The organism is Marinobacter vinifirmus (assembly GCF_002258215.1).
In the GTDB taxonomy this organism is placed as follows: domain Bacteria; phylum Pseudomonadota; class Gammaproteobacteria; order Pseudomonadales; family Oleiphilaceae; genus Marinobacter; species Marinobacter vinifirmus.
In genome coordinates this window covers 238,145-260,858 of the sequence record NZ_NEFY01000004.1, presented here as the reverse complement: position 1 = coordinate 260,858, position 22,714 = coordinate 238,145, and the positions used below count along the sequence as shown (strand labels likewise).

At 58.3% G+C, this 22,714-nt stretch carries 23 protein-coding genes; 10 read left to right on the top strand and 13 right to left on the bottom strand.

What is annotated here, in order from left to right; all coding sequences use genetic code 11:
* Positions 1 to 82 precede the first annotated feature (82 nt).
* The 3 genes from B9Q17_RS07450 (at position 83) to B9Q17_RS07440 (ending at position 4,132) form a co-directional block, all read left to right on the top strand.
* Entirely contained in the window at positions 83 to 1,909 is a 1,827-nt protein-coding gene (locus B9Q17_RS07450) for a choice-of-anchor D domain-containing protein (RefSeq protein WP_094624728.1), read from the top strand.
* A gap of 98 nt (positions 1,910 to 2,007) precedes the next feature.
* Positions 2,008 to 2,877 (top strand): DUF6160 family protein, encoded by an 870-nt coding sequence (locus B9Q17_RS07445; RefSeq protein ID WP_094624727.1) that lies wholly within the window; start codon positions 2,008 to 2,010, stop codon positions 2,875 to 2,877.
* 184 nt (positions 2,878 to 3,061) lie between these two features.
* Positions 3,062 to 4,132, top strand: a complete 1,071-nt coding sequence (locus tag B9Q17_RS07440; protein ID WP_094624726.1) for an alpha/beta hydrolase — start codon at positions 3,062 to 3,064, stop codon at positions 4,130 to 4,132.
* Here B9Q17_RS07440 and B9Q17_RS07435 read toward each other — a convergent pair.
* The 3 genes from B9Q17_RS07435 to B9Q17_RS07425 form a co-directional block, all read right to left on the bottom strand.
* Positions 4,106 to 4,711 carry a LysE/ArgO family amino acid transporter gene (locus B9Q17_RS07435; RefSeq protein ID WP_094624725.1) on the bottom strand — a complete coding sequence of 202 codons (606 nt, stop codon included), beginning with the start codon at positions 4,709 to 4,711 and terminating at the stop codon, positions 4,106 to 4,108. The genes B9Q17_RS07440 and B9Q17_RS07435 overlap by 27 nt on opposite strands.
* 66 nt (positions 4,712 to 4,777) lie before the next feature.
* Positions 4,778 to 5,347, bottom strand: coding sequence for a CPBP family intramembrane glutamic endopeptidase (locus tag B9Q17_RS07430; RefSeq protein ID WP_094624784.1), 570 nt, complete (start codon positions 5,345 to 5,347; stop codon positions 4,778 to 4,780).
* A 27-nt stretch (positions 5,348 to 5,374) separates the two neighbouring features.
* On the bottom strand, positions 5,375 to 6,229 hold the full coding sequence (locus B9Q17_RS07425; protein WP_094624724.1) for a crotonase/enoyl-CoA hydratase family protein: 855 nt from the start codon (positions 6,227 to 6,229) through the stop codon (positions 5,375 to 5,377).
* 71 nt (positions 6,230 to 6,300) lie between these two features.
* Between B9Q17_RS07425 and B9Q17_RS07420 the strand changes: the two genes are divergently transcribed.
* Both B9Q17_RS07420 and B9Q17_RS07415 read left to right on the top strand, forming a co-directional pair.
* Positions 6,301 to 7,275: a ribonuclease Z gene (locus B9Q17_RS07420; protein WP_094624723.1), complete on the top strand. Its 975-nt coding sequence runs from the start codon at positions 6,301 to 6,303 to the stop codon at positions 7,273 to 7,275.
* A gap of 12 nt (positions 7,276 to 7,287) precedes the next feature.
* Complete coding sequence (locus tag B9Q17_RS07415) at positions 7,288 to 8,121, top strand: M90 family metallopeptidase (RefSeq protein ID WP_094624722.1); 834 nt, start codon at positions 7,288 to 7,290, stop codon at positions 8,119 to 8,121.
* Here B9Q17_RS07415 and B9Q17_RS07410 read toward each other — a convergent pair.
* Positions 8,118 to 8,345 carry a hypothetical protein gene (locus B9Q17_RS07410; RefSeq protein WP_094624721.1) on the bottom strand — a complete coding sequence of 76 codons (228 nt, stop codon included), beginning with the start codon at positions 8,343 to 8,345 and terminating at the stop codon, positions 8,118 to 8,120. The two genes, B9Q17_RS07415 and B9Q17_RS07410, sit on opposite strands and share 4 nt — an antisense overlap.
* A gap of 24 nt (positions 8,346 to 8,369) precedes the next feature.
* Between B9Q17_RS07410 and B9Q17_RS07405 the strand changes: the two genes are divergently transcribed.
* Positions 8,370 to 10,562, top strand: coding sequence for an OsmC domain/YcaO domain-containing protein (locus B9Q17_RS07405; RefSeq protein ID WP_094624720.1), 2,193 nt, complete (start codon positions 8,370 to 8,372; stop codon positions 10,560 to 10,562).
* Here the strand turns inward: B9Q17_RS07405 and B9Q17_RS07400 are convergent.
* Entirely contained in the window at positions 10,559 to 11,452 is an 894-nt protein-coding gene (locus B9Q17_RS07400) for a diacylglycerol/lipid kinase family protein (protein WP_094624719.1), read from the bottom strand. The two genes, B9Q17_RS07405 and B9Q17_RS07400, sit on opposite strands and share 4 nt — an antisense overlap.
* A 321-nt stretch (positions 11,453 to 11,773) precedes the next feature.
* Here B9Q17_RS07400 and B9Q17_RS07395 point away from each other — a divergent pair, with 321 nt between their 5' ends.
* The gene (locus B9Q17_RS07395) at positions 11,774 to 12,532 is read left to right on the top strand and encodes a THxN family PEP-CTERM protein (RefSeq protein ID WP_208618766.1); all 759 of its coding nucleotides are present in this window, start codon (positions 11,774 to 11,776) and stop codon (positions 12,530 to 12,532) included.
* Between the two features lie 70 nt (positions 12,533 to 12,602).
* Here B9Q17_RS07395 and B9Q17_RS07390 read toward each other — a convergent pair whose 3' ends face one another.
* A complete protein-coding gene (locus B9Q17_RS07390; protein ID WP_094624717.1) occupies positions 12,603 to 12,980 on the bottom strand; it encodes a nuclear transport factor 2 family protein in 378 nt (125 codons plus the stop codon).
* Between the two features lie 303 nt (positions 12,981 to 13,283).
* On the opposite strand from B9Q17_RS07390, the gene B9Q17_RS07385 reads away from it, so the two are divergent.
* Positions 13,284 to 14,027 (top strand): class I SAM-dependent DNA methyltransferase, encoded by a 744-nt coding sequence (locus B9Q17_RS07385; protein WP_154707617.1) that lies wholly within the window; start codon positions 13,284 to 13,286, stop codon positions 14,025 to 14,027.
* Positions 14,028 to 14,059: 32 nt separating this feature from the next.
* On the opposite strand, the gene B9Q17_RS07380 is transcribed toward B9Q17_RS07385, so the two are convergent.
* From B9Q17_RS07380 to pdhA, 4 genes are all read right to left on the bottom strand, one after another.
* Positions 14,060 to 14,605 (bottom strand): copper chaperone PCu(A)C, encoded by a 546-nt coding sequence (locus B9Q17_RS07380; RefSeq protein ID WP_244177330.1) that lies wholly within the window; start codon positions 14,603 to 14,605, stop codon positions 14,060 to 14,062.
* Positions 14,606 to 14,686: 81 nt separating this feature from the next.
* Positions 14,687 to 15,811 (bottom strand): dihydrolipoamide acetyltransferase family protein, encoded by a 1,125-nt coding sequence (locus B9Q17_RS07375; RefSeq protein ID WP_094624715.1) that lies wholly within the window; start codon positions 15,809 to 15,811, stop codon positions 14,687 to 14,689.
* Positions 15,812 to 15,821: 10 nt separating this feature from the next.
* Positions 15,822 to 16,826, bottom strand: a complete 1,005-nt coding sequence (locus tag B9Q17_RS07370; protein ID WP_094624714.1) for an alpha-ketoacid dehydrogenase subunit beta — start codon at positions 16,824 to 16,826, stop codon at positions 15,822 to 15,824.
* The gene (pdhA, locus tag B9Q17_RS07365; protein WP_094624713.1) at positions 16,823 to 17,902 is read right to left on the bottom strand and encodes a pyruvate dehydrogenase (acetyl-transferring) E1 component subunit alpha; all 1,080 of its coding nucleotides are present in this window, start codon (positions 17,900 to 17,902) and stop codon (positions 16,823 to 16,825) included. Before pdhA ends, B9Q17_RS07370 begins: the two co-directional genes overlap by 4 nt.
* A gap of 301 nt (positions 17,903 to 18,203) precedes the next feature.
* On the opposite strand from pdhA, the gene B9Q17_RS07360 reads away from it, so the two are divergent.
* Complete coding sequence (locus B9Q17_RS07360; RefSeq protein ID WP_094624712.1) at positions 18,204 to 18,923, top strand: tellurite resistance TerB family protein; 720 nt, start codon at positions 18,204 to 18,206, stop codon at positions 18,921 to 18,923.
* 99 nt (positions 18,924 to 19,022) lie between these two features.
* Here the strand turns inward: B9Q17_RS07360 and B9Q17_RS07355 are convergent, their stop codons facing one another.
* Entirely contained in the window at positions 19,023 to 19,361 is a 339-nt protein-coding gene (locus B9Q17_RS07355; RefSeq protein WP_058340254.1) for a zinc ribbon domain-containing protein YjdM, read from the bottom strand.
* Between the two features lie 127 nt (positions 19,362 to 19,488).
* Between B9Q17_RS07355 and B9Q17_RS07350 the strand changes: the two genes are divergently transcribed.
* Entirely contained in the window at positions 19,489 to 19,944 is a 456-nt protein-coding gene (locus B9Q17_RS07350; RefSeq protein ID WP_094624711.1) for a YaiI/YqxD family protein, read from the top strand.
* Positions 19,945 to 19,989: 45 nt separating this feature from the next.
* On the opposite strand, the gene B9Q17_RS07345 is transcribed toward B9Q17_RS07350, so the two are convergent.
* Both B9Q17_RS07345 and B9Q17_RS07340 read right to left on the bottom strand, forming a co-directional pair.
* On the bottom strand, positions 19,990 to 21,078 hold the full coding sequence (locus tag B9Q17_RS07345) for an NAD(P)-dependent alcohol dehydrogenase (protein WP_094624710.1): 1,089 nt from the start codon (positions 21,076 to 21,078) through the stop codon (positions 19,990 to 19,992).
* A gap of 73 nt (positions 21,079 to 21,151) precedes the next feature.
* Complete coding sequence (locus B9Q17_RS07340; protein ID WP_094624709.1) at positions 21,152 to 22,618, bottom strand: aldehyde dehydrogenase family protein; 1,467 nt, start codon at positions 22,616 to 22,618, stop codon at positions 21,152 to 21,154.
* Between the last annotated feature and the right edge of the window lie 96 nt (positions 22,619 to 22,714).

The window sequence follows — 22,714 nt, the reverse complement described above, 5'->3', positions numbered from 1 at the left end:
TTTGCAAGTCCGATCGAGCAGTCCTTATCGGTGTTGTCTGCAACCCCAACTACAACAAAGAAGATACACAGAGGACGAACTCATGAAACTCAGGAACCTCAACACGAGCGTTCGCAAGCTCGGTCCCGCCGTTGCGGCGGCGGCCTTGATGGCCGGCGGTGCATCAAATGCGGCAGCCGAACAGGTCTCTACCGAACTGGCCTTTGAATGCCCATTCCCGCTGATTGGCGACCAGCCCATCCGGGCTACCATCAGCGCGGATATTCCTTCCGTAGTGTCTGTAGGTGACACCATCCCCGCATTCACCGTTGATGCCATCACCGTGGTCAATGACGATGCCCGCACCGGTCTTAAACTGGTTCAGTCCGCCACACTCGAAGGCGTTGCCACCAGTTACAACAGTGTTGTGACCGCAGGCAGAACCGTTGAACAAATTGTGAAGCTGGACATTCCGCCCACGCCTGTTCCCGAAACTTCAGGCGAATTCAATGTTCCGGCCTCCGGCATGTCTCCGGAATTCCTGGTTACAGAGGATGATATTGGCGAACTGGTCATCCGTGTTGGCGCCCTGCAACTGGACCTGACTGCGCGCACCGCCAATGGCGCCATTGCGCCCGCTCCGATCGGTGAAATCCTGACTGACTGTGTTCAGTTGCCAGGCCAGGACAACCTGCTTCAAACCATCACCGTGGGTGGTGAAGTGGTTGAAACACCGCGCATCACCGTAGGCGCTGAAGAACTGGCCTTCGGTGCGGTACAGGCCGGCCTGAGCGCTCAGCAGTCCGTATCCATCACCAACACCGGCAGTGCAGCCCTGGGCCTGAACAACATTGCCATCAGTGGTAACGATGCTGACGTCTTCACCCTGAATAACCAGTGTGGCTCCAGCCTTGCGCCGGAAGCTTCCTGTGCGGTTGATGTCACCTTTGCTCCAAGCACCGATGGCACCCGTAGCGCAACCCTGACCATCGAGTCTACCGATGCCGAAACCCCGAGCATCGACGTTGCCCTGTCTGGCCGCGGCACCCTGGCTCCGACACCGGAAATCTCGGTATCTCCGGAATCGGTCGAACTGGGTCGCGTTCTGTCCGGAACCAGCGAATCCGCGCAGGTTACCATTGCCAACAACGGTAATGCCGCCCTGCAAATCAACAGCATTGTCCTGGAAGGCGCCAATGCCGCTGACTTCCTGCAGACCAATAACTGCACCACGGTTGCCGCTGGCGCCAGCTGCTCTGTCGACCTGAGCTTTGCTGCCGGTGCACCGGGTGTGTATAGCGCGGCCCTGGTCGTGAACTCCAGCGACGAAGAAAACACCACCGTAACCATTCCGGTGCGCGCAGAGTCTTATGAAGAAAGCACCGGCGGCCCAGACCCCATTGAACTGCTGTTGGGCCTGGAAGGCTCCACACTGATCAAGGCAACCGGCGGTTCCCTGCCCCTGACTGGCTCTATCGCTACCCTTCTCGACCTGGCTGCCGGCACCTTTGAAGCAGACCTGGAAGTTCAGCCAACCTCCGGCAACTTCTCCATCAAGGTTCTGTTCAGCAAGATCAATGCTGCCGCCAACGTGGAATTCGAGCAGGCTGCGGTAACCACCGGCTCCCTGGTAAACGGCAAGCTGACTGCCAACTCCCAGCTGTATGTGAAAGTACCCAAGGTTGCTATCAAGATCGGCTGGCTGCCAATTCGCATTGGTGGTGGTTCCGAGTGTCAGACCCGCGATCCGATCAACATCGAGCTGAAGTCGGTTGAGGGCTCCAACTTCTCACCGGCCACTGGCGGTACCGTAAGCGGTGTCTACGAGCTGGGCGCGCTGGAAAACTGCGGCCTGCTGACCAGCCTGCTGAACCAGTTCATGACTGGCCCGGGCAACACCATCAACCTGGACCTGACTCCTCAGTTCTAAAAGTTCCGGCTTGACCGGAAAGGGTTACAGCCGGTATCCGCCGGCTGTAACCCGAATCAGGAAAGAAGAGAAAACAAAACCAAAAAAGGAACGACGAAATGAAAAGCCTGAAAAAATCTGCGTTAGTGCTGGCCATTGCAGGCCTCCCGTTTGTGGCCCAGGCCGACCTGAAACCCATTGATGACGCCCAGATGGGCAGCATCACCGGTCAGGCCGGTGTGACTATCGAGCTGGAAACCAAAGTCAACATTGGCGAATTCCGTTATACCGATGAAGGTTCCCTCGCCATTAAAGACATCAGCATCGGCGGTGCTGGTGAAGGTATGGAAGATGAGATGTTCAAGGACATCGATATCAATCGTGATGGTGAATGGGGTGCATTTGTCAACTACACCGACCTGATTGACAACATTGCCATCAATATTGACATTGCTGATGATGGCGACGCCGTTATCGACGTCATGCCGATCACCGCTGCCCCCATCGACTTCGCGATCAGCACTGGCCAGTGGACCCTGGAAGGTCACACTGACTCCACATTGCTGGCAAGCAACTTCAACATGGTCGGTATCTTTAACAAAGTGGGCATCCGGGTGGATACCGCCACGGACAAGCTGACCCTGGATACCAAGATCGGCATCTCCGATCTGGACGTTGACGTTGACTTCCTGGGCATTGGCATTCGCGACCTGCAAATGACCAAAAACACCTATCTGGAAAAAGTTGCCGGCAAAGCGACTGGAGGCAGTGGCCCCAGTATACTGGACGCGGCTGCTGACATAACTCTGGACGTGTACAAAGACCAGCGTTTCGGCAGCACCGACGAAGCCCTGGCTATCGATCTGCAACAATTCGATGCAGACATGAAGATCGGCCAGGTTCTGGTTGGCGGCACCAATATCGGTTCCCTGACACTGGATAACCTGTCCGTTCAGAACACCCGCATGCGTATCTACGGCCACGACTAAGCCGTGATTGGGCCCGGTTCGCCGGGCCCTTTTTCTCTGCCCCCTTTCCTGCAAGCCTCCCGAACATTGCCCTGCACCCCGGCCGCCCGGCCAATGGCAACACAACGCACGGATGTGATAGTTGCCGTGTTAGGATTTCAGTGATCCACAGAATAAAACCACTGCTCCCCGAAAAGGAACACCCATGCTCTGGACCTTGCTCGCCATTGTCGCGCTGATTGTTGTTGCCACTTTCCTGCTGTTCCGGGTCAAAGACCTGTCCGAATTTGACGGCAACGAGTGGGCAGTGAAGGAAGTCGCACCCAATCCGGCTCACGATGAGGTGCTGTCACGCATTAAAGATATGGGCCGGGCATCAAAGGGACTGAAAGGCAAAGCCAGGCTGATTGCCCTGAGGAATCACCTGGACAGTCTGGGTGAGGATGTTGAAGTAACTTCAGAGATTCGTCATAACGACCAGCCCAGGGGCGAATGGGTTATCGCCCCGGGCGTAGACACCCGCCGACGGGTTCTGTATATCCACGGTGGCGCCTGGGCCGCCGGCAGCCCCCGAAGCCACCGGGCGATTACCGACAGGTTCTCGCAGCTGGCCAATGCCGCCGTTTTCGCCCTCGACTACCGATTGATGCCGGAGCACCGGTTTATGGATGGCATCCGTGACTGCCGCCAGGCTTATACGTGGCTGTTAGCCCACGGCCCGGACGGTGAAGAACCTGCAGATTTTATGGTGGTGGCTGGTGATTCCGCAGGCGGCAGCCATACCCTGTCGCTGATTGCCTGGGTTCGGGACAATGGTATCCGCCAGCCGGATGCCGCAGTGGCACTGTCGCCGTCTACAGACCTCACCCTGACGGCCCCCAGCAACCGCGACAACATCCGCACCGACCCCCTGCTGGGGCCGGTGTTTGGCGGGCTCTCCAAGATTCCTTTGCCGGTGCTCTGGTGGGGCACACTGGCGGCATTCCGGATTTCCCCCACCAACCCGGTGGCTTCCCCGTTGCGCGGCAACCTGAACAACCTGCCGCCAACGCTGATCCATGCCAGCTCCACAGAAATGCTGCTGGACAACTCTACCCGCTATGCAGCCAAGGCCAGGGCTGAAGGTTCACCGGTTGAACTGCACACCTGGCAGAACATGGTGCATGTGTGGCACATCTTCACACCGCTGTTGCCAGAAGCCGAAGAAGCCTTCGAGGATATCCGTGCATTTCTGGAACAAGTTGAGATATCAAAGGCCGCCAAGGGCCAGCTGTAAAGCGATAGCCGCCATCATCAGGCCAATAACGCCATCAATCACTCGCCAGGCACCGGGTTTGGAAAGAACCGGTGCCAGCCTGGAGCCGAACCAGGCAAGACCACCAAACCAGAGGATCGACGCGCTGCTGGCGCCGGCCACAAAAGTCACGGCACTACTCTGCTGGGCACCCACTGCCGGGATCAGCAACAGGGTGTCCAGGTAAACCTGCGGATTAAGCAGGGTTACGGCCAGGGTGGTCAGGATAACCCGTTTCAGGCTTCGCCCCACATCACCAGATGCCTTCAGCGCTGCCCGGCCACGGCCCGCCCGCACGAACGCCTGCAGGGCCAGCCAGCCCAGGAAGGCAACACCCAGCCAGCGCAAGACTTCCAGCGCCTGGGGTGCCGCCATCAGGGCCGCACTCACGCCGAACATGCCGAGCGTAAACAGCAGCACGTCTGACACCATGCACAACCCGGCTGCCCACCAGTGGTGCTCCCGGCGAATGGCCTGGCTCAGGATGTAAGCGTTCTGGGCACCAATGGCCACGATAATACCGCCACACACCAGCAGACCGGTCAGGTAACTCTCAAGCATTCCAACTACTCCGAAAAAACTGGCGCAAGGATACCCGCGCGCCTCACAGGTGGGAACTCTTCTGGTTCAGGGCCGGGGCCGGCGAACACCAAACCAGTGGGGATAACGCAGCAGACAATAGAGCGCGACCATGTCGTACAGTGCATGCCAGGCCATGACCAGCGCCAGGCTCTGGCTGAACTGGTAGGCAACGCCCAACACTGCACCAAGGCCTGTGGCCATCACGAAATAGGTGAACGAAACATAGTGCACCAGGCCGAACAACACAGAAGCGGCAATAACCGCCGTCCAGGGACCGGTGTGCTGCAACAACCAGCCCTGAATAGCCCCGCGAAACAACAACTCTTCCCCGACACCCGCCAGCAAAGACAACGCCCCAAGTACCGGCCAGCGATAACTGGCGGCAAAGTTATAGAGCGCTTGCATCTGGCCGCTCAGGTTATCCGGAAAAAGCCAGGGCACGCGGGATAACAACACCAGCACCAGGTAGGTAGCAGCCGCCCCCACTGCACCGAACAGCGCCACCTCAACAGCATTCAGGCCATCAAGAAGCAGCGGGATCTCAAACAGCCAGACAGCAAACAGGCCGATTAAACCAATGCCGCCCTGAAACATCAGGGCGGTGGCTGAAGGCATGGAGGAACTGCCGCGCTCAGACATGGATCAGTTGTCGAACAGATCCTTGACCGGGAACAGAGCATCGTAGGTGGGAGCCTGTTTCTGGGCCTTGGCCTGGAAGGATTTCATCATGTCTCCGGGGCGGAACATGCCGGACTGCCAGGTGGCCATGTACTTCAGGCTGTCTTCCACGCTGTGATCACGGCTGAAATTGATCATTTCCTTACAGCCGGTCACCGCCAGCGGCGAGTTGGCGGCAATCTGGGCAGCAATGGCCATCACACCTTCCAGCATCGCCTCCTGGTTCTCGTAAACGGTATTCACGAAACCAAGTCGCTGTGCCTCTTCGGCGCCGAATTTGCGGCCGGTGTAGGCCAGCTCCCGCACGACGCCTTCGGGCATCAGCTTGGGCAAACGCTGCAGGGTGCCCACATCGGCCGTCATACCCAGCTCAGTCTCTTTGATGGTGAAGTAGGCATCCGCCGTGCAGTAACGGCTGTCGGCGGCACACACCAGATCCAGTGCACCACCAATGCAGCCGCCGTGTACTGCAGCCAGTACCGGCAGGCGTACTTTTTCCAGAGAGCTCAGGGTGTCTTGCAACTGCAGTACGACTCTGCGCAGGTTCTCGGCCATACGGCCGGGATCACCGCTCATGGGCACGGATTTCGGATCAGAAAACACACCAAGGTCCATGCCGGCGGAGAAATGCTTGCCAGTGGAGGAGATCACAATTACCCGGGCGTCTGTGTTGGCTTCGATGTCCTGCACGCAGCGGGGCAACTCCAGCCAGAACGCCTTGTTCATGGAGTTCAGCGCTTCAGGACGGCTGAACTGTACGTGGGCGATGTGGTCTTTTACTTCGATGTTAAAGCTTTCGTAGTTTGCGAGTTCAGACATGATGGGTTCCGTATCATCTCAGAGCAGGGTTTCGTATTATCAGGGGGCACATTACCGCGAAACGAGGCACGATGGAATTTACTTTCCTGGGCACATCTGCCGGAACACCAACCCGGTCACGCAACGTCACCGGGCTGGCCCTTTGCCGGTCCGGTCCCAAACCCTGGTACCTGGTCGATTGCGGCGAAGGCACCCAGCACCAGCTGATGCGCACCCGCTATTCGGTGATGCAGCTGCGGGCGATTTTCATCACCCACATCCACGGTGATCACATCTTTGGCCTGCCCGGGCTGCTCACCAGTGCCTCCATGCTGGGCCGTAAAGAGCCGCTGGACATCATCGCCCCGCCACAGGTGCGCCGTTTCATCGAGGCGACAATAGATAACAGCGACTCCAGCCTGAGCTACCCCCTGAACTTCATCAATTCCGAAGCGCCGGATTTCTACTGGCAGGATGACAACGTGGGGGTTACCAACGTGGCGCTTTCGCACCGGGTTGCCTGTCGCGCTTATGTCTTTACTGAACGAAATCTGGAACGCCAGCTAAGGCAGGAGAAACTGACGGCGGACGGCATAGAGGCTGGTCCATCCTGGGGCGATCTGCAGAAGGGCAAGGACGTGCTGCTGGATGACGGCCGGTTGTTGAGGAGCGATGACTACACGGAGATACCCAGAACCGCCCGGCGCATCATTGTGGGTGGTGATAATGACACACCGGAGCTTTTGAAAGAGGCCAGCCAGGGAACTCATGTACTCATCCACGAAGCGACTTACACCCAGGACGTCGCCGACCGGGTCGGCCCCTGGCCCCAGCACAGCTCGGCGCAGCAGGTCGCTCGGTTTGCCCAGAGCGTAAAGCTCCCCAACCTGGCACTCACCCACTTCAGCTCCCGCTACCAATCCGCCCCGGGTGGCACGCCTCATATCAATCAGCTCGCCGCTGAGGCATTGCAGCATTACAAGGGCCACCTGTTCCTGGCTCGGGATTTCGACACTTACCGTTTGGAGAAAGACCTGCAACTGCACAGACTGAATCATGACCATTGAACAGGCCTACCCATGTCTCCCGCACTGATCTTTTCCCTGGCCGCTGCTCTCCTGGTTTCGGCGTCGGTCTTCTACCTGTTTTTCTACCGCAACTGGCGACGCCAGCGAGAACTGCAACAGCCCTTCCCTGAGCCCTGGCGGCGCCACCTCAAGGACAATGTCCCCATCTATAACCGGCTCTCCACCAGCCACAAATCCCGGCTGGAGAACCTGGTTCAGCTGTTTATCGCAGAAAAGGAGTTCTACGAATGCGCAGGCTTTCACATCGATGACAGGGTACGGGTGACCATCGCCGGTCATGCCTGCCTGTTATTGCTGGAACGAGCGTTCTCGAACTACGACGATGTAAAGAGCATTCTGGTCTACCCCGATATCTACCGGGTACAGGACACCGACAGCGATGGCCTGGTGGTCAGTACCAGTGAAGAAACCAGGGCCGGGGAGGCCTGGTCTCACGGCCGGGTGATTCTGGCCTGGAGCCAGTGTGAACAAGCCATCGTCAATCCTCATGGCCCGCACAATGTAATTCTTCACGAATTCGCCCATCAGCTGGATTACCTGGATGGCTCGGCAGACGGGGCTCCGCCACTGAGCGGGCAGGACGCAAAGCACTGGCAGGAAACCATGACCAAGGCCTGGGACCACCTGCAACACCGGCTGGAACACCACCATAAACCCTGGCTGGACCCTTACGGCGCCACCGAGCCGGCGGAGTTCTTTGCGGTGCTGACGGAAACCTTTTTCCAGCAGCCGGAACACCTGCTGGAGGCGCAACCGGAGGTCTACAAGGCGATGTGCGGCTATTATCGGTTAGACCCGAGGGACTTCAGCACCCACAAGACCTAAAGCCCGTCCCCTTTAACGCCCAGCCTGTCAAGGTAAAGGTGCAGCTCTTCAACGCTGATATTCACATACTCCAGCACCCGGCCATACAGCATCACCGTAGGCACATTACGGCCGCCCAATTCCTTCTGGGTCTCGCTCAGGACGTAAAGTATCGTCCGTTCCGTTTTTGTGAGACCATCCCGCGCATCGGGGATCACCTCGTCTATTCCGCGTAAACTGCTCATATTTCTGAATCCGGTAAGCTGCCCATGGAAATCAAAGTCAATTATCTCGACAACCTGAGGCTTGAGGCCAAGTTTGACGATTTTACCGTCATCTCAGACCAGCCCGTCCGCTACAAAGGCGATGGCTCGGCGCCCGGCCCGTTTGACTACTTCCTGGCCTCATCGGCCATGTGCGCAGCCTACTTTGTGAAGGTTTACTGCAATGCCCGGGATATTCCCACAGACAACATCCGGCTGTCGCAGAACAACATTGTAGACCCGGAAAACCGCTACAAGCAGATTTTCAAGATTCAGGTGGAACTGCCGGAAGACATTTCCGAAAAGGATCGTCAGGGCATCCTCCGCTCCATCGACCGCTGCACGGTCAAAAAGGTGGTGCAAACCGGCCCGGATTTCCAGATTGAAGTGGTGGAGAACCTGGACGAAGACGCCCAGGCCCTGCTGACTGCCGCCCCGGGCGGAGACTCCAGCACCTACATCGAAGGCAAAGACCTGCCGCTGGAACAGACCATTGCCAACATGAGTGGCATCCTGGCGGACCTGGGCATGAAGATCGAGATTGCCTCCTGGCGCAACATCGTGCCCAATGTTTGGTCCCTACACGTGCGCGATACCGCCGCCCATATGTGCTTCACCAACGGCAAGGGTGCCACCAAGGAAGCCGCGTTGTGCTCGGCCCTGGGCGAGTTTATTGAGCGCCTGAACTGCAACTTCTTCTACAATGACCAGTACTTCGGCCAGGACATCGCCAACAGCGAGTTCGTGCATTACCCGAACGAGAAATGGTTCCAGCCGGGTCCGGAAGGCGAACTGCCCGAGGGCATCCTGGACGACCACTGCCTGGCCATCTACAACCCCGACGGTGAACTGCTGGGCACTCACCTGTTCGACACCAACTCCGGCACCCCGGAGCGGGGCATCTGCAGCATTCCCTACGTGCGCCATTCCGATGGGGAAACCGTGTATTTCCCCTCCAACCTGATCGAAAACCTGTATCTGAGCAACGGCATGAGCGCGGGCAACACGCTGCAGGAAGCGCAGGTGCAGTGCCTGTCCGAGATCTTCGAACGGGCAGTGAAAAAAGAAATCATCGAGAACGAAATCGCCCTGCCGGATGTGCCGGATAGCGTGCTGGCCAAGTACCCGGGGATTGTCGAAGGCATCAAGGCCCTGGTAGAACAGGGCTTCCCGGTACTGGTGAAGGATGCCTCTCTGGGCGGCCAGTTCCCGGTGATGTGCGTGACCCTGATGAACCCAAAAACCGGCGGCGTGTTTGCCTCCTTTGGCGCCCACCCCAGCTTCCACGTAGCGCTGGAGCGCAGCCTGACCGAACTGCTGCAGGGCCGCAGTTTCGAGGGCCTGAACGACCTGCCCGCCCCCACCTTCAACTCCATGGCGGTGACTGAGCCTAACAACTACGTTGAGCACTTTATCGACTCCAGCGGGGTGGTGTCCTGGCGCTTCTTCAGTGCCAAATCCGACTACGATTTTGTCGAGTGGGATTTCTCCGGCAGCAACGAAGAAGAAGCCGCCACCCTGTTCCAGATGCTCGCGGACATGGGCAAGGAGTGCTACGTAGCCGGCTTCGATTATCTGGGCGCCCCGGTGTGCCGCATCCTGGTACCCGGCTATTCCGAAGTGTACCCGGTGGAAGACCTGGTGTGGGACAACACCAACATGGCGCTGGAATTCCGGGAAGACATCCTCAATCTCCACCGCCTGGATGAGGACGAACTAACCAGCCTGGTGGAGCGGCTGGAAGAGGCCGAGCTGGACGTGTACATGACCATCGTCACTCTCACCGGTATCGAGTTCGATGAAAACACCGTGTGGGGCCAGCTCACCATTCTGGAACTGAAACTGCTGATCTACCTGGCGCTGGGTGAACTGGAAGAGACCCAGGAACTGGTGGAGATGTTCCTGCAGTTCAACGATAACACCGTTGAGCGCGGCCTGTTCTACCAGGCCATGAACGCAGCCCTGGAAGCCACGCTGAACGAAGAACTGGAGCTGGAAGACTACCTCTACAACTTCCGCCGCATGTTTGGTGACGAAGTGATGGATGCCGTCGAGGGTTCCATCAACGGCACCGTGCGTTTCTATGGCCTTGAAGAAACCGGCATGGACCTGCGCGGCCTCGACCGCCACCTGAAGATGATCGAGAGCTACAAAAAGCTGCACGCGGCCCGGGCCCGTAAAGCCGGCATCTCAGTCTAACCCGTTGCCGGCTGCTCGCCGGTATGCACTACCCTCTTGCCAATCACCCGGATAGCACCCGGCCGGCAAGTCGCCCGAAAGGGCGTTTTGCCGGCTACATCACCGTCTACGGTTACGGTTCTGGGCTGCTGGGTGTCTATCTGGCACCACTTGCCTTTGACTTGAATAACCGTGCTGGTTCTCCGGGGCGTTTTCCGGTTCAATCGGACCGTCAGGAAGGTCAGTAACAACTGGGCTAGCGGGCGGGGGCGTATAGCAATGATATCCAGCAGTCCATCGTCAGCCGAGGCTTCCGGTATTTCCTGGCCGCCGCCAAAGTAGGCTCCCGTGGCAACCGCAATGGAGAGCCAGCGGCCTTCGAGCGATGAGCGATCCGTCTGAATCCTGGCCCGGAAGCCCCGCTTGGCACCCACCTGCTGAAACAGGGTGGCCAGGTAGCTGAACTTGCCCAAAGCTTGCTTGGTTGGGGAACTGGCCTTTCGGGAGGGCAAGGTACCAAGCCCGATATGAGCCACGTTCAAATAGATGCGATCTGCAAACTCCGCCACATCAATCCGTTGCGAGCCACCCTCTGCCACCAGCCGAACAACCTCTGAAGGATCCTCAGGAAGGCCCAGGTTTCGGGCGAAGTCATTAGCAGTGCCTGATGGCAGAACCGCCAGGGTCGCCCCGGTACGCAGGCACAGCGAAGCCACCCCGTTCACCGTGCCATCACCACCTGCAGCCATCAGGCAGTCGCCTTCAGACACATGACGAATCCAATTTTCGGCATCACCCAGCTTGCAAACGGTTACCTCATTTATGCCCTGCTCGCGCAGGTGCTTCAGCCAGAAATCGCTGTCGCGAGAGCCATCGCCAGAACCCGGGCTGTCCACCAACCAGTAAGCCATGCCCATTCCTTCAGAAGAAAATAATAATCCCTCTCACTTGATAGCACGGCTTGCCGGTTTCTTCATGCCGGGAGCATTACCGTATGGCAACGAGAGATCGCTACAGTCCAGGCGCGACCAAAATACTGTAAATAATGTGGACACATTACCGCTCCCAGCAGCGATAAGCAGCGCTGGAACAGCCTAAGAACAACGCAAATGTCAGGTTAATTGACACATGTTTTCAGGGCATCATAAAACCAGCTAAAAATCAATAACCTAAAGAAATGGCACTTAACTTGCTAAACAAGAACGGACTCACTCAAAACGAAGGAACGAATAATGAAAATGTTAGCAAAAGCCTTAGTCGCAACTGCAACCGCACTGACCGCCAGCGTTGCGTTTGCGTTTCCCGTTAACCTGACTTCTGTATCTGGAAGCTTTGAAAATGCCGTTGGTGGCTCCAACGTTAACGGTGAAGGTACCAGCCAGATTCGCTGGGGCTACAGTTCAGGCTATGGCCAGAGTGGCTATAACTTTAATGGAACAGCTCCACTGCCCCAGACGATTCTGGACAACGATGCCTTTGTGCTGGGCAGCCTGACTCACATCAACAAGCCGGTGACCGGTGATGGCATTACCGGGGTGGACCTGGCAGTCAATCTGGGCTTTGACGGATTTGGTGACAACGGCGGCTCATCGGGCACGTTCGTCTTTGCCCACGACGAAACGCCCAACACAGCGCCCGTGGTAACAGGGCAAACCTACACCTGCGCGTCCTGGTTTTTGTTCTTGTGCCTGGACTGGAGCAAGATTGATGTCGTCGAAAATGTTGGTGACGTGGACGACCAGATCTGGATTCTCGATGAATACGTAACCAGCACCGATTTCCAGCTTGGCAACAACCTCTACAGCCTGGACCTTCTCGGTTTTGAAGGCGACCTGGAAACCTTCCTGACTGCGGAAAATGCCATTACGTCGGTAAATCTGATGGCCCGCCTCAACGTCACCGAATTGCCCGTGCCGGAGCCCGGCACCATGGCGCTTCTGGGTCTGGGCCTGCTTGGCCTGGGCGCTGCCCGCAAGCGCGCAAGGCAGTAATCAGAACCTGCCTTCAGGGAGCGTGCCTGAAGGCAGTCTGCTAAGGCTGAACAGGGGAACCCTGCCTTGTTCAGCCTGCCGTTGGCAGGTTACCCCCCAACATATTCTCTACAACTGCGGCGTTATAGAAAGTTTCCATGGTATGGATTTTGTCATCACGAACTCGAAACCACACCGCAAGCCGCACATCTCCGATGGGTTCGAAATGAGTCCGGTAGTCCAGGATCGCAAATACGTGCTCGCCGTCTGCGCTTAGCTGCCGCAGCACCAGGTCTTTCTGGATCGCGGCCATGCCGAACTGGTAAGCCAGCATGTCGTCCCGGCTGAGGAAGCGCATGTTGGGCCCCACATACTCGAAGCCATCCTCCGCCAGCAAGGTCTTGGCCTCGTCAAAACGCTGGGCGTGAATGTCTGAAATAAACTGCGCCACAATATCCTTTGGCGACATAGCTGAACTCCACTCTCGGGGCTGTTGAATAGCAGATTAAACCGTTACGGCATTCTGCATTCAATTCAGAACCGCCGCAACGCCCCGAGGTGCAAGGCGGTGCGGTAATAGCGAAGGAGAGTGACCACAATGACTTTATGCCACCCGTCAATATAAGCCGGAAACCGCTTCTGGAAGTGCTACCGGCTAACGGGCAAATTCGGTACCATACCCCGTCCTCGAAACGCCCGCCCGCTGCGCCATACCTGCCCTGCAGCTGCTGATCGCCAGAGGTGATCCAGTTAATCCTGCAGAGGCTTTCCATTGTCTACCAATGCCTTATACACGGACTTGTCCGGGTACTATGACCTGATGTGTGCGGATATCGACTATCGGGCTCAAAGCCAGGGTATCCGGCGCCTGCATCAGTTGTTCGGTAACGGAGGCAACAGCCACCTGGACCTGGCCTGTGGTACCGGCCCGCATATTTGTCACTTCCTGGATGACGGTTTTCAGTGTCAGGGGCTGGATATCAACCAGCCGATGCTGGATGTAGCGCAGCAGCGTTGCCCGGAGGCGGTATTCAGCGTTGGGGATATGTGTGCGTTTCAGGTAGCGCAGCCGTTCGACCTGGTCACCTGCTTTCTGTACTCCATCCACTACAGCGATGGCATCGAGAAACTCAAAGGCTGCATCCGCAGTGCCCACCAGGCGTTATCAGAAAACGGACTGTTCTGTTTCAATGCGGTGGACAAAACCCGCATCAATAACAACCTGTATGTCTGCCACACAGCACAGCATGATGGCAGCGAGTTCAGCTTCCGTTCCGGCTGGCACTACGCCGGCCCTGGTGAGCGGCAATCATTACGGCTGAGTATTGACCGCAACACCAACGGTGTTTGCGAGTCCTGGCAGGATGAGCACCCGATGGTGGCACTCAGCTTCGGCGAGTTCGAAGCGCTGCTGAAGCCGTGGTTCGAGGTACACATCTTCGAGCACGACTACGAACGCATTTTGCCCTGGGATGGCGAATCCGGAAACGCGATCTTTGCCTGCGTGAAGCGTTAAGCGTTTCCGGACCAGAACACCCTCAGGCCGCCTCAGTGTTTCATTTTGGAATGATCCATCTTCGAGTGGTCCACAGGCATGCCATCCAACGGCTGAACCACCAGCTCAATATCCATGTCGTCCGCACCGTCGAAGTCCAGTTGCACCGGAATTTTCTCGCCTTCAACCAGGGGCTGGGGTAACTGCTCCAACATCAGGTGATAACTGCGGGGTTTCAGTTCCACGGTTTCGCCGGCCGGAATGGCCAGGCCACCCTTCACCGGCTGCATGCGCATTACGCCTTCGTGCATGGAGGTTTCGTGGATGGAGACATGGCCAGCTCTCGGGCTCTGTGCCGCAACCAGGGTGATGTCCTGCTCGCCGCTATTGGTGATGGCCAGGTAACCCACTCCCATGGGCGTGCCCGGCGGTGTTGGCCGGCTCCAGGGGCTGTCGATCTGGACCATGCTGTGCCCAGCATGGTTACCATGATCAGCCGCCAGTAACGGTGTTGCCAGGGTGGTACAGGCCAACAGCAGCGCGGAGGTCAGTTTATTGAATCGGTTCATGGTGTCTCGCACGGTGATGGTTTCAGGCATTTGAAGGCCCTTAGTGTTGTCGCCAACGCGCCGGTTGGCAAGTACCCGGAACAGCAGGCCGGCGAACACCGGCCCGCGCGTTCAGCCTGCTTTCTGCAACGCATCGACCAGCGCGCCCAGAAACCGCGAGGCTTCGCCACCAGTGGCAGCCCGGTGGTCGAAGGTCAGGGACAGGGGCAGAATGCGACGAATGGTCGCAGCGCCATCATATGGCACCACCTTCTCCCGAATACGCCCGGCGCCCACGATAGCCACCTGGGGCGGGCTGACAATGGGGTTGGCATACTGGCCGGTCATGGTGCCGAAATTGGACAGGGTGATGGTGGCTCCCTGCATCTCCTTCGGCGGAATCTTGCGGGTGGCCACCGCTTCCCGAAGGTTCTCCAGCCCTTTGCGCAGGTCTTTCAGGTTACGGTGGGTAATGTCTCTCAGCACCGGCACAAACAAGCCGTCGGGCGTATCCACGGCAATGCCTACGTGCACCTCGCTCAGCAACTGACGGCTCAGGTTGTCGCCATCGAACCAGCAGTTCAGCTCCGGCACCGCATCGCAGGCTTTGCCGATGGCCTGGACCAGGCGCATGGTGGTGTCGGTGCCCTTTTTCCAGTCGCCGATGTCCACATCCTCAAAAATGGAGACTGGCACTACCTGGGCGTGGGACAACGCCATGTTCTTCGCCATGGTTCGGCGGGTGCCGCGCAAGGGTTCGGCATCGCCCAGCTGTTTCTGGTGGCTGGCCTGTTTGTGCACGTCGTCTGTGGTGATCAGGCCGCCGGGCCCGCTGCCTTTGATGGTTTCCAGGCTGACACCCAGCCGCTCCGCCAGCGCCCGCACACCCGGAGTCGCGCGGTTGGCACGGGCCCGTTTGCTGGAGGCAGCTGCGCCGACAATGAACTGGTCTTTCTGAGCGCCCTGCCCATCCCCTTTGCCGGAGGATTTCAGCTCACCCACCACCGTACCGGTGTCGTCACCCGCCCCTTCAAAGGCCAGCAGAGGTTCGCCGGTGTGAATGATGTCGCCAGGCTCGCCGTAGAGTTTGGCAATGATACCGGCCTGCGGCGACGGCACTTCCACGATGGCCTTGGCGGTTTCAACGCTGACCAGTACCTGGTCCGCCTCTACGGCATCGCCCACCTTGATATGCCATTCAACAATTTCAGCTTCTGGCAGGCCCTCGCCCAGATCCGGGAGTTTGAAGTTTTTCATGGTTGGCCTCCTAGAGCGCGATCACCTGTTCAACGGCAGTTACAATGTCTTCCCCCTGGGGCAGGTAATACTGCTCGTTCCGGTAGTAAGGCATCACCGTGTCGTAACCCGTCACCCGCACCACGGGCGCCTGCAGGTCCAGAAAAGCCGCTTCGGCAATGGAAGCGGCTACCTCCGCGCCCACTCCGCCATTTCGGCAGGCTTCATGGATAATCACCGCCCGGCCGGTTTTGGCGACTGAGCACAGCAGCGTTTCCCGGTCCAGCGGGCTGACGGTGGCTACATCGATCACCTCGCAACTCACGCCCTGCTCTGCCAGTTTATCGGCCGCTTGCAGGGTTTCCATCACGCAGGCACCCCAGGTGATCAGGGTCACGTCATCGCCTTCTCGCAGGGTGAAGAAGGTATCTAACGGCAGCGCCTCGCCGTTGTCTTCGACGCTTTGGGTCACCGCCCGGTAGATACGTTTGGGCTCCAGAAAGATCACCGGGTCCGGGTTTCGTATGGCCGCCAGCAGCAGGCCATAGGCTCTTTGTGGCGAACTGGGGATGACCACTCGAAGGCCAGGGATATGGGCAAACAAGGCTTCGGTGCTTTCGGAGTGATGTTCCGGCGCATGGATACCGCCACCGAACGGGGCCCGGAACACCAGCGGGCAATGCAGCCGGCCCCGGGTGCGGTTACGCATACGCGCAGCGTGGCTGACAATCTGCTCCATACCGGCATAGATAAAGCCCATGAACTGGAACTCTGCTACCGGCTTCAGGCCCTGGGTGGCCATGCCGATGGCGGTGCCCGCAATCAGGTTTTCCGCCAGCGGTGTGTCCATCACCCGCTTGAATCCGAAGGCTTCTTTCAGGCCCACCGTAGCGCGGAACACGCCGCCATTGGTGGCGATGTCTTCGCCCAGCACCACCACGTTTTCATCATCCGCCATGGCCCGGTGCAGGGCCATGTTGACCGCTTCCACCAGGGTCACGTCACGGGTTTCGTTTGAACGCTCTGCCGCACTCATGCTGCACCTCCCCGGTATTTGTTGGCAATCTGCTCACGCTGGGGTTGCAGCGCCGCGGGGAGAGTTTCAAACAGATAATCCAGCATAGCGGTGGGTGGCTCGGCCTCGGTGGCCAGGTATTCCTCCACGGCCTTTTCTACGGCTTGCTTGCAGTCCGCCTGCAGGGCTTTTTCCTTATCCGGGCTCCAGTGTCCGCTGTCATGAAGCCAGTTCTGCAGGCGCTTGATGCCATCCTTTTCCCAGGCGCGTTTAAGATCTTCGGCGGTGCGGTAGCGGGTGGCATCATCTGCGGTGGTGTGGTCGCCCAGCCGGTAGGTCACCGCTTCAATCACGGTTGCACCCTTGCCGCCATGGGCCCGCTCCAGAGCAGCGTCCAGTGCTTCAATCGTCGCGAAGTAGTCGTTGCCATCCACAATGTGGCCCGGCAATCCTGCACTGATGGCTTTCTGGGCGATGGTCTCGGCGCTGCTTTGCAGGCTGCGTGGGGTGGAAATGGCCCACTGGTTGTTGATCACCACAAACACCACTGGCAGGTGCCAGGCACCGGCCAGGTTGATACTTTCCAGAAAGTCACCTTTGGAGGTACCGCCATCGCCAATGCAGCACACCACCGCCCGCTGCTGGTCGCGAATTTTCATGGCCGAGGCCACACCTACGGCATGGCAGCACTGGGTGGCAATGGGTACAGAGATTGGCAGGTCTTCCGGGCAGTTCTGCCAGGCGCTGCCGCGCTCGTCGCCGCCCCAATACAGCAGCAACTCCCTGAGGCTGACGCCCCTCAGAATATGGGCAGCCTGGTCCCGGTAGTACGGCACAAACACATCGGACTTCGCCATGCCCTGGCCAATGGCCGTACCCACCACTTCGTGCCCCAGCACAGAGGGATAGGTACCGCATTTCCCGGTACGTTGCAGGGCAATGGCTTTGGAATCGAAGGTGCGGGTCAGCACCATGTTGCGGTAGGCGGCCAGAACCCTGTCGGTGTTCCCGGCCTGGGGCGGCAGCTCACTCAGGGGCTTGCCGTGATCATCCAGATAGCGGGTGCTATCCACATGAAACTCGTGGACTTCTTTCATCCCATCCTCCTGTCCCCCGGCTTCGCGATAAAAGCCTGGCTGCACTAAAGCCTGCTTGTGGCGGGCAACGGCAGCGGTGGGGTGGTTCGTCTTGTTGTTGGCGCGGGTTACGCGCTGCGGGATTTCTCCGGGTGCTAACGGACACCCTGTTTAATATTTAGACGATGGTTCGGAAATGATCAAAGGAACTTTACGGGCAGGCGCCTGACAATACGTTCATCCCGGATTCATGTTGGTTATGGTTTATTGTGGCTAAACTCAATGAGCAAACACGGGCAACGCCCCTCGAAGGAGCTGAACAATGAACGTCATGTCGGTACTGAATCAGATCATGGGCCAGGCTCAAGGTGGCCAATCCCGAAGCAGCGGTGGAATGGATATAAACAGCCTGATGGGCAGCCTTGGCAACCAGGTCTCTGGCGGGAATGGCGGCAGCGGGATTGACGTCAAGAGCCTGCTGGGCGGCGGTGCTCTGGGCTTGATGCTGGGTTCCAAACGCGGCAGGAAGATGGGCGGCACGGCGCTGAAATATGGCGCTCTTGCAGGTGTAGGCGCGCTGGCGTGGAAGGCCTACCAGAATTACCAGAGCAACGCACAGGGCGTCCCTCAGCAAGCGCCAGCCCAGCAGGGCCGGCCTCTTGAACAACTGCAAGGTGCCGAGCAGGAAAAGCGTGGCCTTGAGATACTGCAGGCCATGATCATGGCTGCCCGGGCTGATGGCCACGTAGATGCCAACGAACGCGCACTGCTCACTCAGGAAATCGAAAAACTGGGGCCAGACGACGAATTACACAACTGGATTCAACAACAGTTTGATGCCCCGCTGGACGCCCAGGCGCTTGCCAAAAACGCGGATTCCCCTCAGGCAAGCCGGGAAATCTATGTGGTCAGCGCCGTTATGATTGATGACCAGAACGCCATGGAACGAGCGTGGCTGGACCAACTGGCCGCGGCCCTGAACCTCGACCCCGGCCTGGCCAAAGAGCTTGATCAACAAGTGCGGGCCGTCAGCCAGGGCTGAGACTCAATCATCCCACCGCTCATATGGCAGGCCTTGCCGCAACAGCCAACAGGTAACCCCCAAAAGCCAGGGTGGTTGCGGCAATGGCCATTAAAGCGGTCAGGCCTTTTTGACAAACTCTGACTTAAGCTTCATAGCACCCACGCCATCCACTTTGCAGTCGATATCATGGTCGCCATCTACCAGCCGGATATTCTTCACCTTGGTGCCGACTTTCACCACCAGGCTGGAACCCTTCACCTTCAGGTCCTTGATCACTGTTACCGTATCACCGTCCTGAAGCTCGTTGCCGTTGGAATCGCGAACCACCTTGCCAGCTGCGGCCTCCGCCTGTTCAGCTTCGGTCCACTCATGGCCACATTCGGGGCAAACCAGCTGAACGCCGTCTTCATAGGTGTATTCAGAATTGCACTGGGGGCATGGGGGAAGTTGAGACATTATCATTTCCTGTTAATTGAATGAGCATTGAATTATACCACTACCAGGAATCACCGGGCCAAAACTAACCCGCACCCGCACCGAGCGGTTAAACTGGCCACAAACAAGTTACCGAAGGAAAAGTGAAATGCCTATCTGGGTCGACGCCGACGCCTGCCCCGTGCCGATCAAGGAAATCATCTGCCGCGCCGCTACCCGCTGGCAAATCCAGACCACCTTTATCGCCAACCACGCCATCACCCTGCCGCCAAGCCCCTACATCAGCCGCCGGCAGGTACCCCAGGGCTTCGATGTCGCCGATAACGAAATCATGGACCAGATGAGCAAAGGCGACCTGGTGATCACCCAGGACATTCCCCTGGCCGCAGAAGCCATCGAAAAAGGCGCCGACGTGTTCAACCCCCGCGGCCAGGCATTCACCAAGGAAAACATCCGCCAGCGATTGGCCATGCGTAACTTCATGGAAGAGATGCGCAGTGCCGGCCAGGTGACCGGTGGCCCGGCCCCGTTTGGTCAGGCCGATCGCAAGGAATTTGCCGACCAGCTGGACCGATGGCTGCAGAAAAACACGCGCGGGAAGTAAAGTCGGGAGAATCGCCAGAGGCCCGGAGCCTCTGGCGGGAAGGGATCAACCGATTTTCAGGATCGGCTTGATGGTTTTGCCGCTGGCAGAATCTTCAAAGGCCTGGTCGATCTGGTCAAACTCGTAATACCGAACCAGTTTATCGAACGGGAATTGCCCCGCCTTGAAGTAGGCAATCAGCTGCGGAATGAATACCCGCGGCACGGAATCGCCCTCAATCACGCCGATCATGCTCTTGCCCTCAGCCATAAGATCGTTGTGAACATCCAGGGTAACTTCCGGAGTCACGCCAACAATAGCGCAGGTGCCCAGAGGCCTCAGGGCATTGAGAGACTGCTTCACCACTTGCGGCACACCCGTGGTTTCCACAGCAAAGTGGCTGCCCCCGCCGGTCAGTTTTCTTACCTCTTCAACAACATCCGTGGTCTTGCCATTGAACGCGTGGGTGGCACCCAGTTCCCGGGCCAGCTCAAGGCGACTGTCGTGAACATCCACGGCAACAATGTGCTGGCAACCGGCAATACGGGCAGCCATGACCGCACTCAGGCCGACCGCACCACACCCATAAACCACAATGCTTGAGCCAAAATCCGGCTTCAGGCGGTTAAGCACGGTTCCGGCTCCGGTCTGAATTCCACAGCCCAATGGCCCCAGCAGGGCCAGATCCACCTCGGGGTCCACTTTCACGGCGTTACGGGCACTGACCACCGCATAGGTGCCGAAGGATGACTGACCGAAGAACGTCGCCAGCTCCTGATCACCCTGACTCAAGCGGTGGCTGCCATCGTCCATGGCGCCGCCAAAGTTAAGATCGTTAAATGTGTCACACACGGTCGGGTGGCCGGTCAGGCAGTTGCCACAGCCACCACAATGGGCAAACGACAGCACCACGTGATCGCCCGGCTTCAGGTCGGTCACGCCCTCGCCCACGGCATCCACCACACCGGCGCCTTCGTGGCCCAGAACGATTGGAAAAGGGGCAATACCCAGATCCCGTGCCACGGCATCGGTATGGCACACGCCAGTCGCCACAATTCGGACCCGGATCTCGCCCAGCGCCGGATCAGCCAGTTGCACCGGCTCCAGTTTGAATGCCTCACCCTGTCTGTGGGTTACTGCAGCTTTGATTTCCATGGAAGTCTCCTTGTACACAGTAACGCCCCGACGGACTGGGCCGGGGCTCGCTCAATTCAGAAAATGCGCCGGTTCAGAACGGGTATTGTCTGGGTGTGCGTTGCACACTGACCCACTGCACCGTTGAGAATTCCTCGATGGCCCAGTCACCGTTAAAGCGGCCCAGTCCGGAATTTTTCTCGCCACCAAACGGCAAGGCGGCCTCGTCGTTCACCGGCATATCGTTCACATGGGTCATCCCCGCCCGCACCTTTCTGGCAAAGCTCAAGCCGCGCTCAGGGTCGCCGCTGAACACCGCACTGGACAAACCAAACTCTGTGCCATTGGCAAGCTCCAGGGCATGCTGCTCGTCCCGGGCTTTCTGGATACCGGCAATCGGTCCGAAGATCTCTTCAGCACTCAACTTCATATCCGGCGTCACATCACCGAACACATGGGGAGGAAGCACCTGCCCACTCACCTCGCCTTCAAGCAAGACGGTGGCGCCTTGTGCCTTGGCGTCTGCAATCTTTTTCTGCAGGCCTTCAAGCTGGGATTGATTGATGATCGGGCCGATAGCCGTTTCGATGTCGGAAGGGTCGCCCACCCTCAGCGTTTTGACCTGGGCGACGAAAGCGGCCGCGAATTCATCGTAGCGGCTCTGGTCGACAATAATCCGATTGATGGCCATACAGATCTGGCCCTGATGCAGGAATTTACCGAACACAGCAGCCTTCGCGGCCTGTTCTATATCGGCATCATCCAGCACCACGAAGGGGCTGTTACCACCCAGCTCCAGGGCGACCTTCTTGATGTAGTCGCCACCGGTGGCAATTCGGCCGATGTTTTTGCCCACCGGAGTGGATCCGGTAAACGAAATCAGCGCCGGGGTCGGGTGGGCCACAAAGTCGTCACCAATATCCGAACCGGCACCCACCACAACGCTCAGCACACCCGCGGGCAGCCCCGCTTCTTCGAGAATACGGGCCAGTAAAAGGCCGCCGGTAACCGGCGTGTCGCTGGCGGGCTTGATGACTACCGCGTTACCAAGCGCCAGCGCCGGTGCTACGGAACGCTGGGACAGGTGCAGGGGAAAGTTCCAGGGGCTGATCACTCCAACCACCCCTAATGGCCGCCGGTAGACCAGGTTTTCTTTGCCCGGAATATCACTGGCCATGGTGTAGCCGTGAGCCCTTGCCGGCATGCTGGCTGCTTCCTGGGTGATTGCCCGGGCGCTTCCCCACTCCACCATCGCCTTCAGGCGGGTGCTGCCGGATTCGCGGATCAGCCAGTCGATGATTTCTTCTTTACGCTCGTCGAAGATCGATACGGCCCGAAACAAGACCCCGGATCGCTCGGAAGGTGCCCGGTTGGCCCACTCTTGCTGGGTAGCCTGGGCCATACGGTATGCCTTATCCAGGTCTTCAGAATTCGCCAGGCGAATGCTCACCAATTCCTCTCCGGAATAGGGGTTTAACACCGGGCGAAGCTTGTCACTGCTGCCTTCCCGCCATTCGCCCGCCAGCGGCTGCAAATGAAAATCCTGATAACGACTTGGCATTGCACACCTCCTTCGCGTTTATTCTGAACGATTCAGTGTAGCGGTTGATGACGACAGTTTTGGCCAGAATAGTGGAAAATACTGCGCGGGCCGCGG

Excerpts from the sequence above, each read along its gene's own strand:
- B9Q17_RS07435 (WP_094624725.1), bottom strand. The coding sequence starts at position 4,711 with ATGCTTGAGAGTTACCTGACCGGTCTGCTGGTGTGTGGCGGTATTATC.
- B9Q17_RS07350 (WP_094624711.1), top strand. The coding sequence starts at position 19,489 with ATGCCTATCTGGGTCGACGCCGACGCCTGCCCCGTGCCGATCAAGGAA.
- B9Q17_RS07450 (WP_094624728.1), top strand. The coding sequence starts at position 83 with ATGAAACTCAGGAACCTCAACACGAGCGTTCGCAAGCTCGGTCCCGCC.
- B9Q17_RS07410 (WP_094624721.1), bottom strand. The coding sequence starts at position 8,345 with ATGAGCAGTTTACGCGGAATAGACGAGGTGATCCCCGATGCGCGGGAT.
- B9Q17_RS07395 (WP_208618766.1), top strand. The coding sequence starts at position 11,774 with ATGAAAATGTTAGCAAAAGCCTTAGTCGCAACTGCAACCGCACTGACC.
- B9Q17_RS07400 (WP_094624719.1), bottom strand. The coding sequence starts at position 11,452 with ATGGCTTACTGGTTGGTGGACAGCCCGGGTTCTGGCGATGGCTCTCGC.
- B9Q17_RS07445 (WP_094624727.1), top strand. The coding sequence starts at position 2,008 with ATGAAAAGCCTGAAAAAATCTGCGTTAGTGCTGGCCATTGCAGGCCTC.
- B9Q17_RS07375 (WP_094624715.1), bottom strand. The coding sequence starts at position 15,811 with ATGAAAAACTTCAAACTCCCGGATCTGGGCGAGGGCCTGCCAGAAGCT.
- B9Q17_RS07405 (WP_094624720.1), top strand. The coding sequence starts at position 8,370 with ATGGAAATCAAAGTCAATTATCTCGACAACCTGAGGCTTGAGGCCAAG.
- B9Q17_RS07440 (WP_094624726.1), top strand. The coding sequence starts at position 3,062 with ATGCTCTGGACCTTGCTCGCCATTGTCGCGCTGATTGTTGTTGCCACT.
- B9Q17_RS07430 (WP_094624784.1), bottom strand. The coding sequence starts at position 5,347 with ATGCCTTCAGCCACCGCCCTGATGTTTCAGGGCGGCATTGGTTTAATC.
- B9Q17_RS07425 (WP_094624724.1), bottom strand. The coding sequence starts at position 6,229 with ATGTCTGAACTCGCAAACTACGAAAGCTTTAACATCGAAGTAAAAGAC.
- B9Q17_RS07345 (WP_094624710.1), bottom strand. The coding sequence starts at position 21,078 with ATGGAAATCAAAGCTGCAGTAACCCACAGACAGGGTGAGGCATTCAAA.
- B9Q17_RS07390 (WP_094624717.1), bottom strand. The coding sequence starts at position 12,980 with ATGTCGCCAAAGGATATTGTGGCGCAGTTTATTTCAGACATTCACGCC.
- pdhA (WP_094624713.1), bottom strand. The coding sequence starts at position 17,902 with ATGAAAGAAGTCCACGAGTTTCATGTGGATAGCACCCGCTATCTGGAT.
- B9Q17_RS07370 (WP_094624714.1), bottom strand. The coding sequence starts at position 16,826 with ATGAGTGCGGCAGAGCGTTCAAACGAAACCCGTGACGTGACCCTGGTG.
- B9Q17_RS07360 (WP_094624712.1), top strand. The coding sequence starts at position 18,204 with ATGAACGTCATGTCGGTACTGAATCAGATCATGGGCCAGGCTCAAGGT.
- B9Q17_RS07415 (WP_094624722.1), top strand. The coding sequence starts at position 7,288 with ATGTCTCCCGCACTGATCTTTTCCCTGGCCGCTGCTCTCCTGGTTTCG.
- B9Q17_RS07420 (WP_094624723.1), top strand. The coding sequence starts at position 6,301 with ATGGAATTTACTTTCCTGGGCACATCTGCCGGAACACCAACCCGGTCA.
- B9Q17_RS07355 (WP_058340254.1), bottom strand. The coding sequence starts at position 19,361 with ATGTCTCAACTTCCCCCATGCCCCCAGTGCAATTCTGAATACACCTAT.
- B9Q17_RS07340 (WP_094624709.1), bottom strand. The coding sequence starts at position 22,618 with ATGCCAAGTCGTTATCAGGATTTTCATTTGCAGCCGCTGGCGGGCGAA.
- B9Q17_RS07380 (WP_244177330.1), bottom strand. The coding sequence starts at position 14,605 with ATGCCTGAAACCATCACCGTGCGAGACACCATGAACCGATTCAATAAA.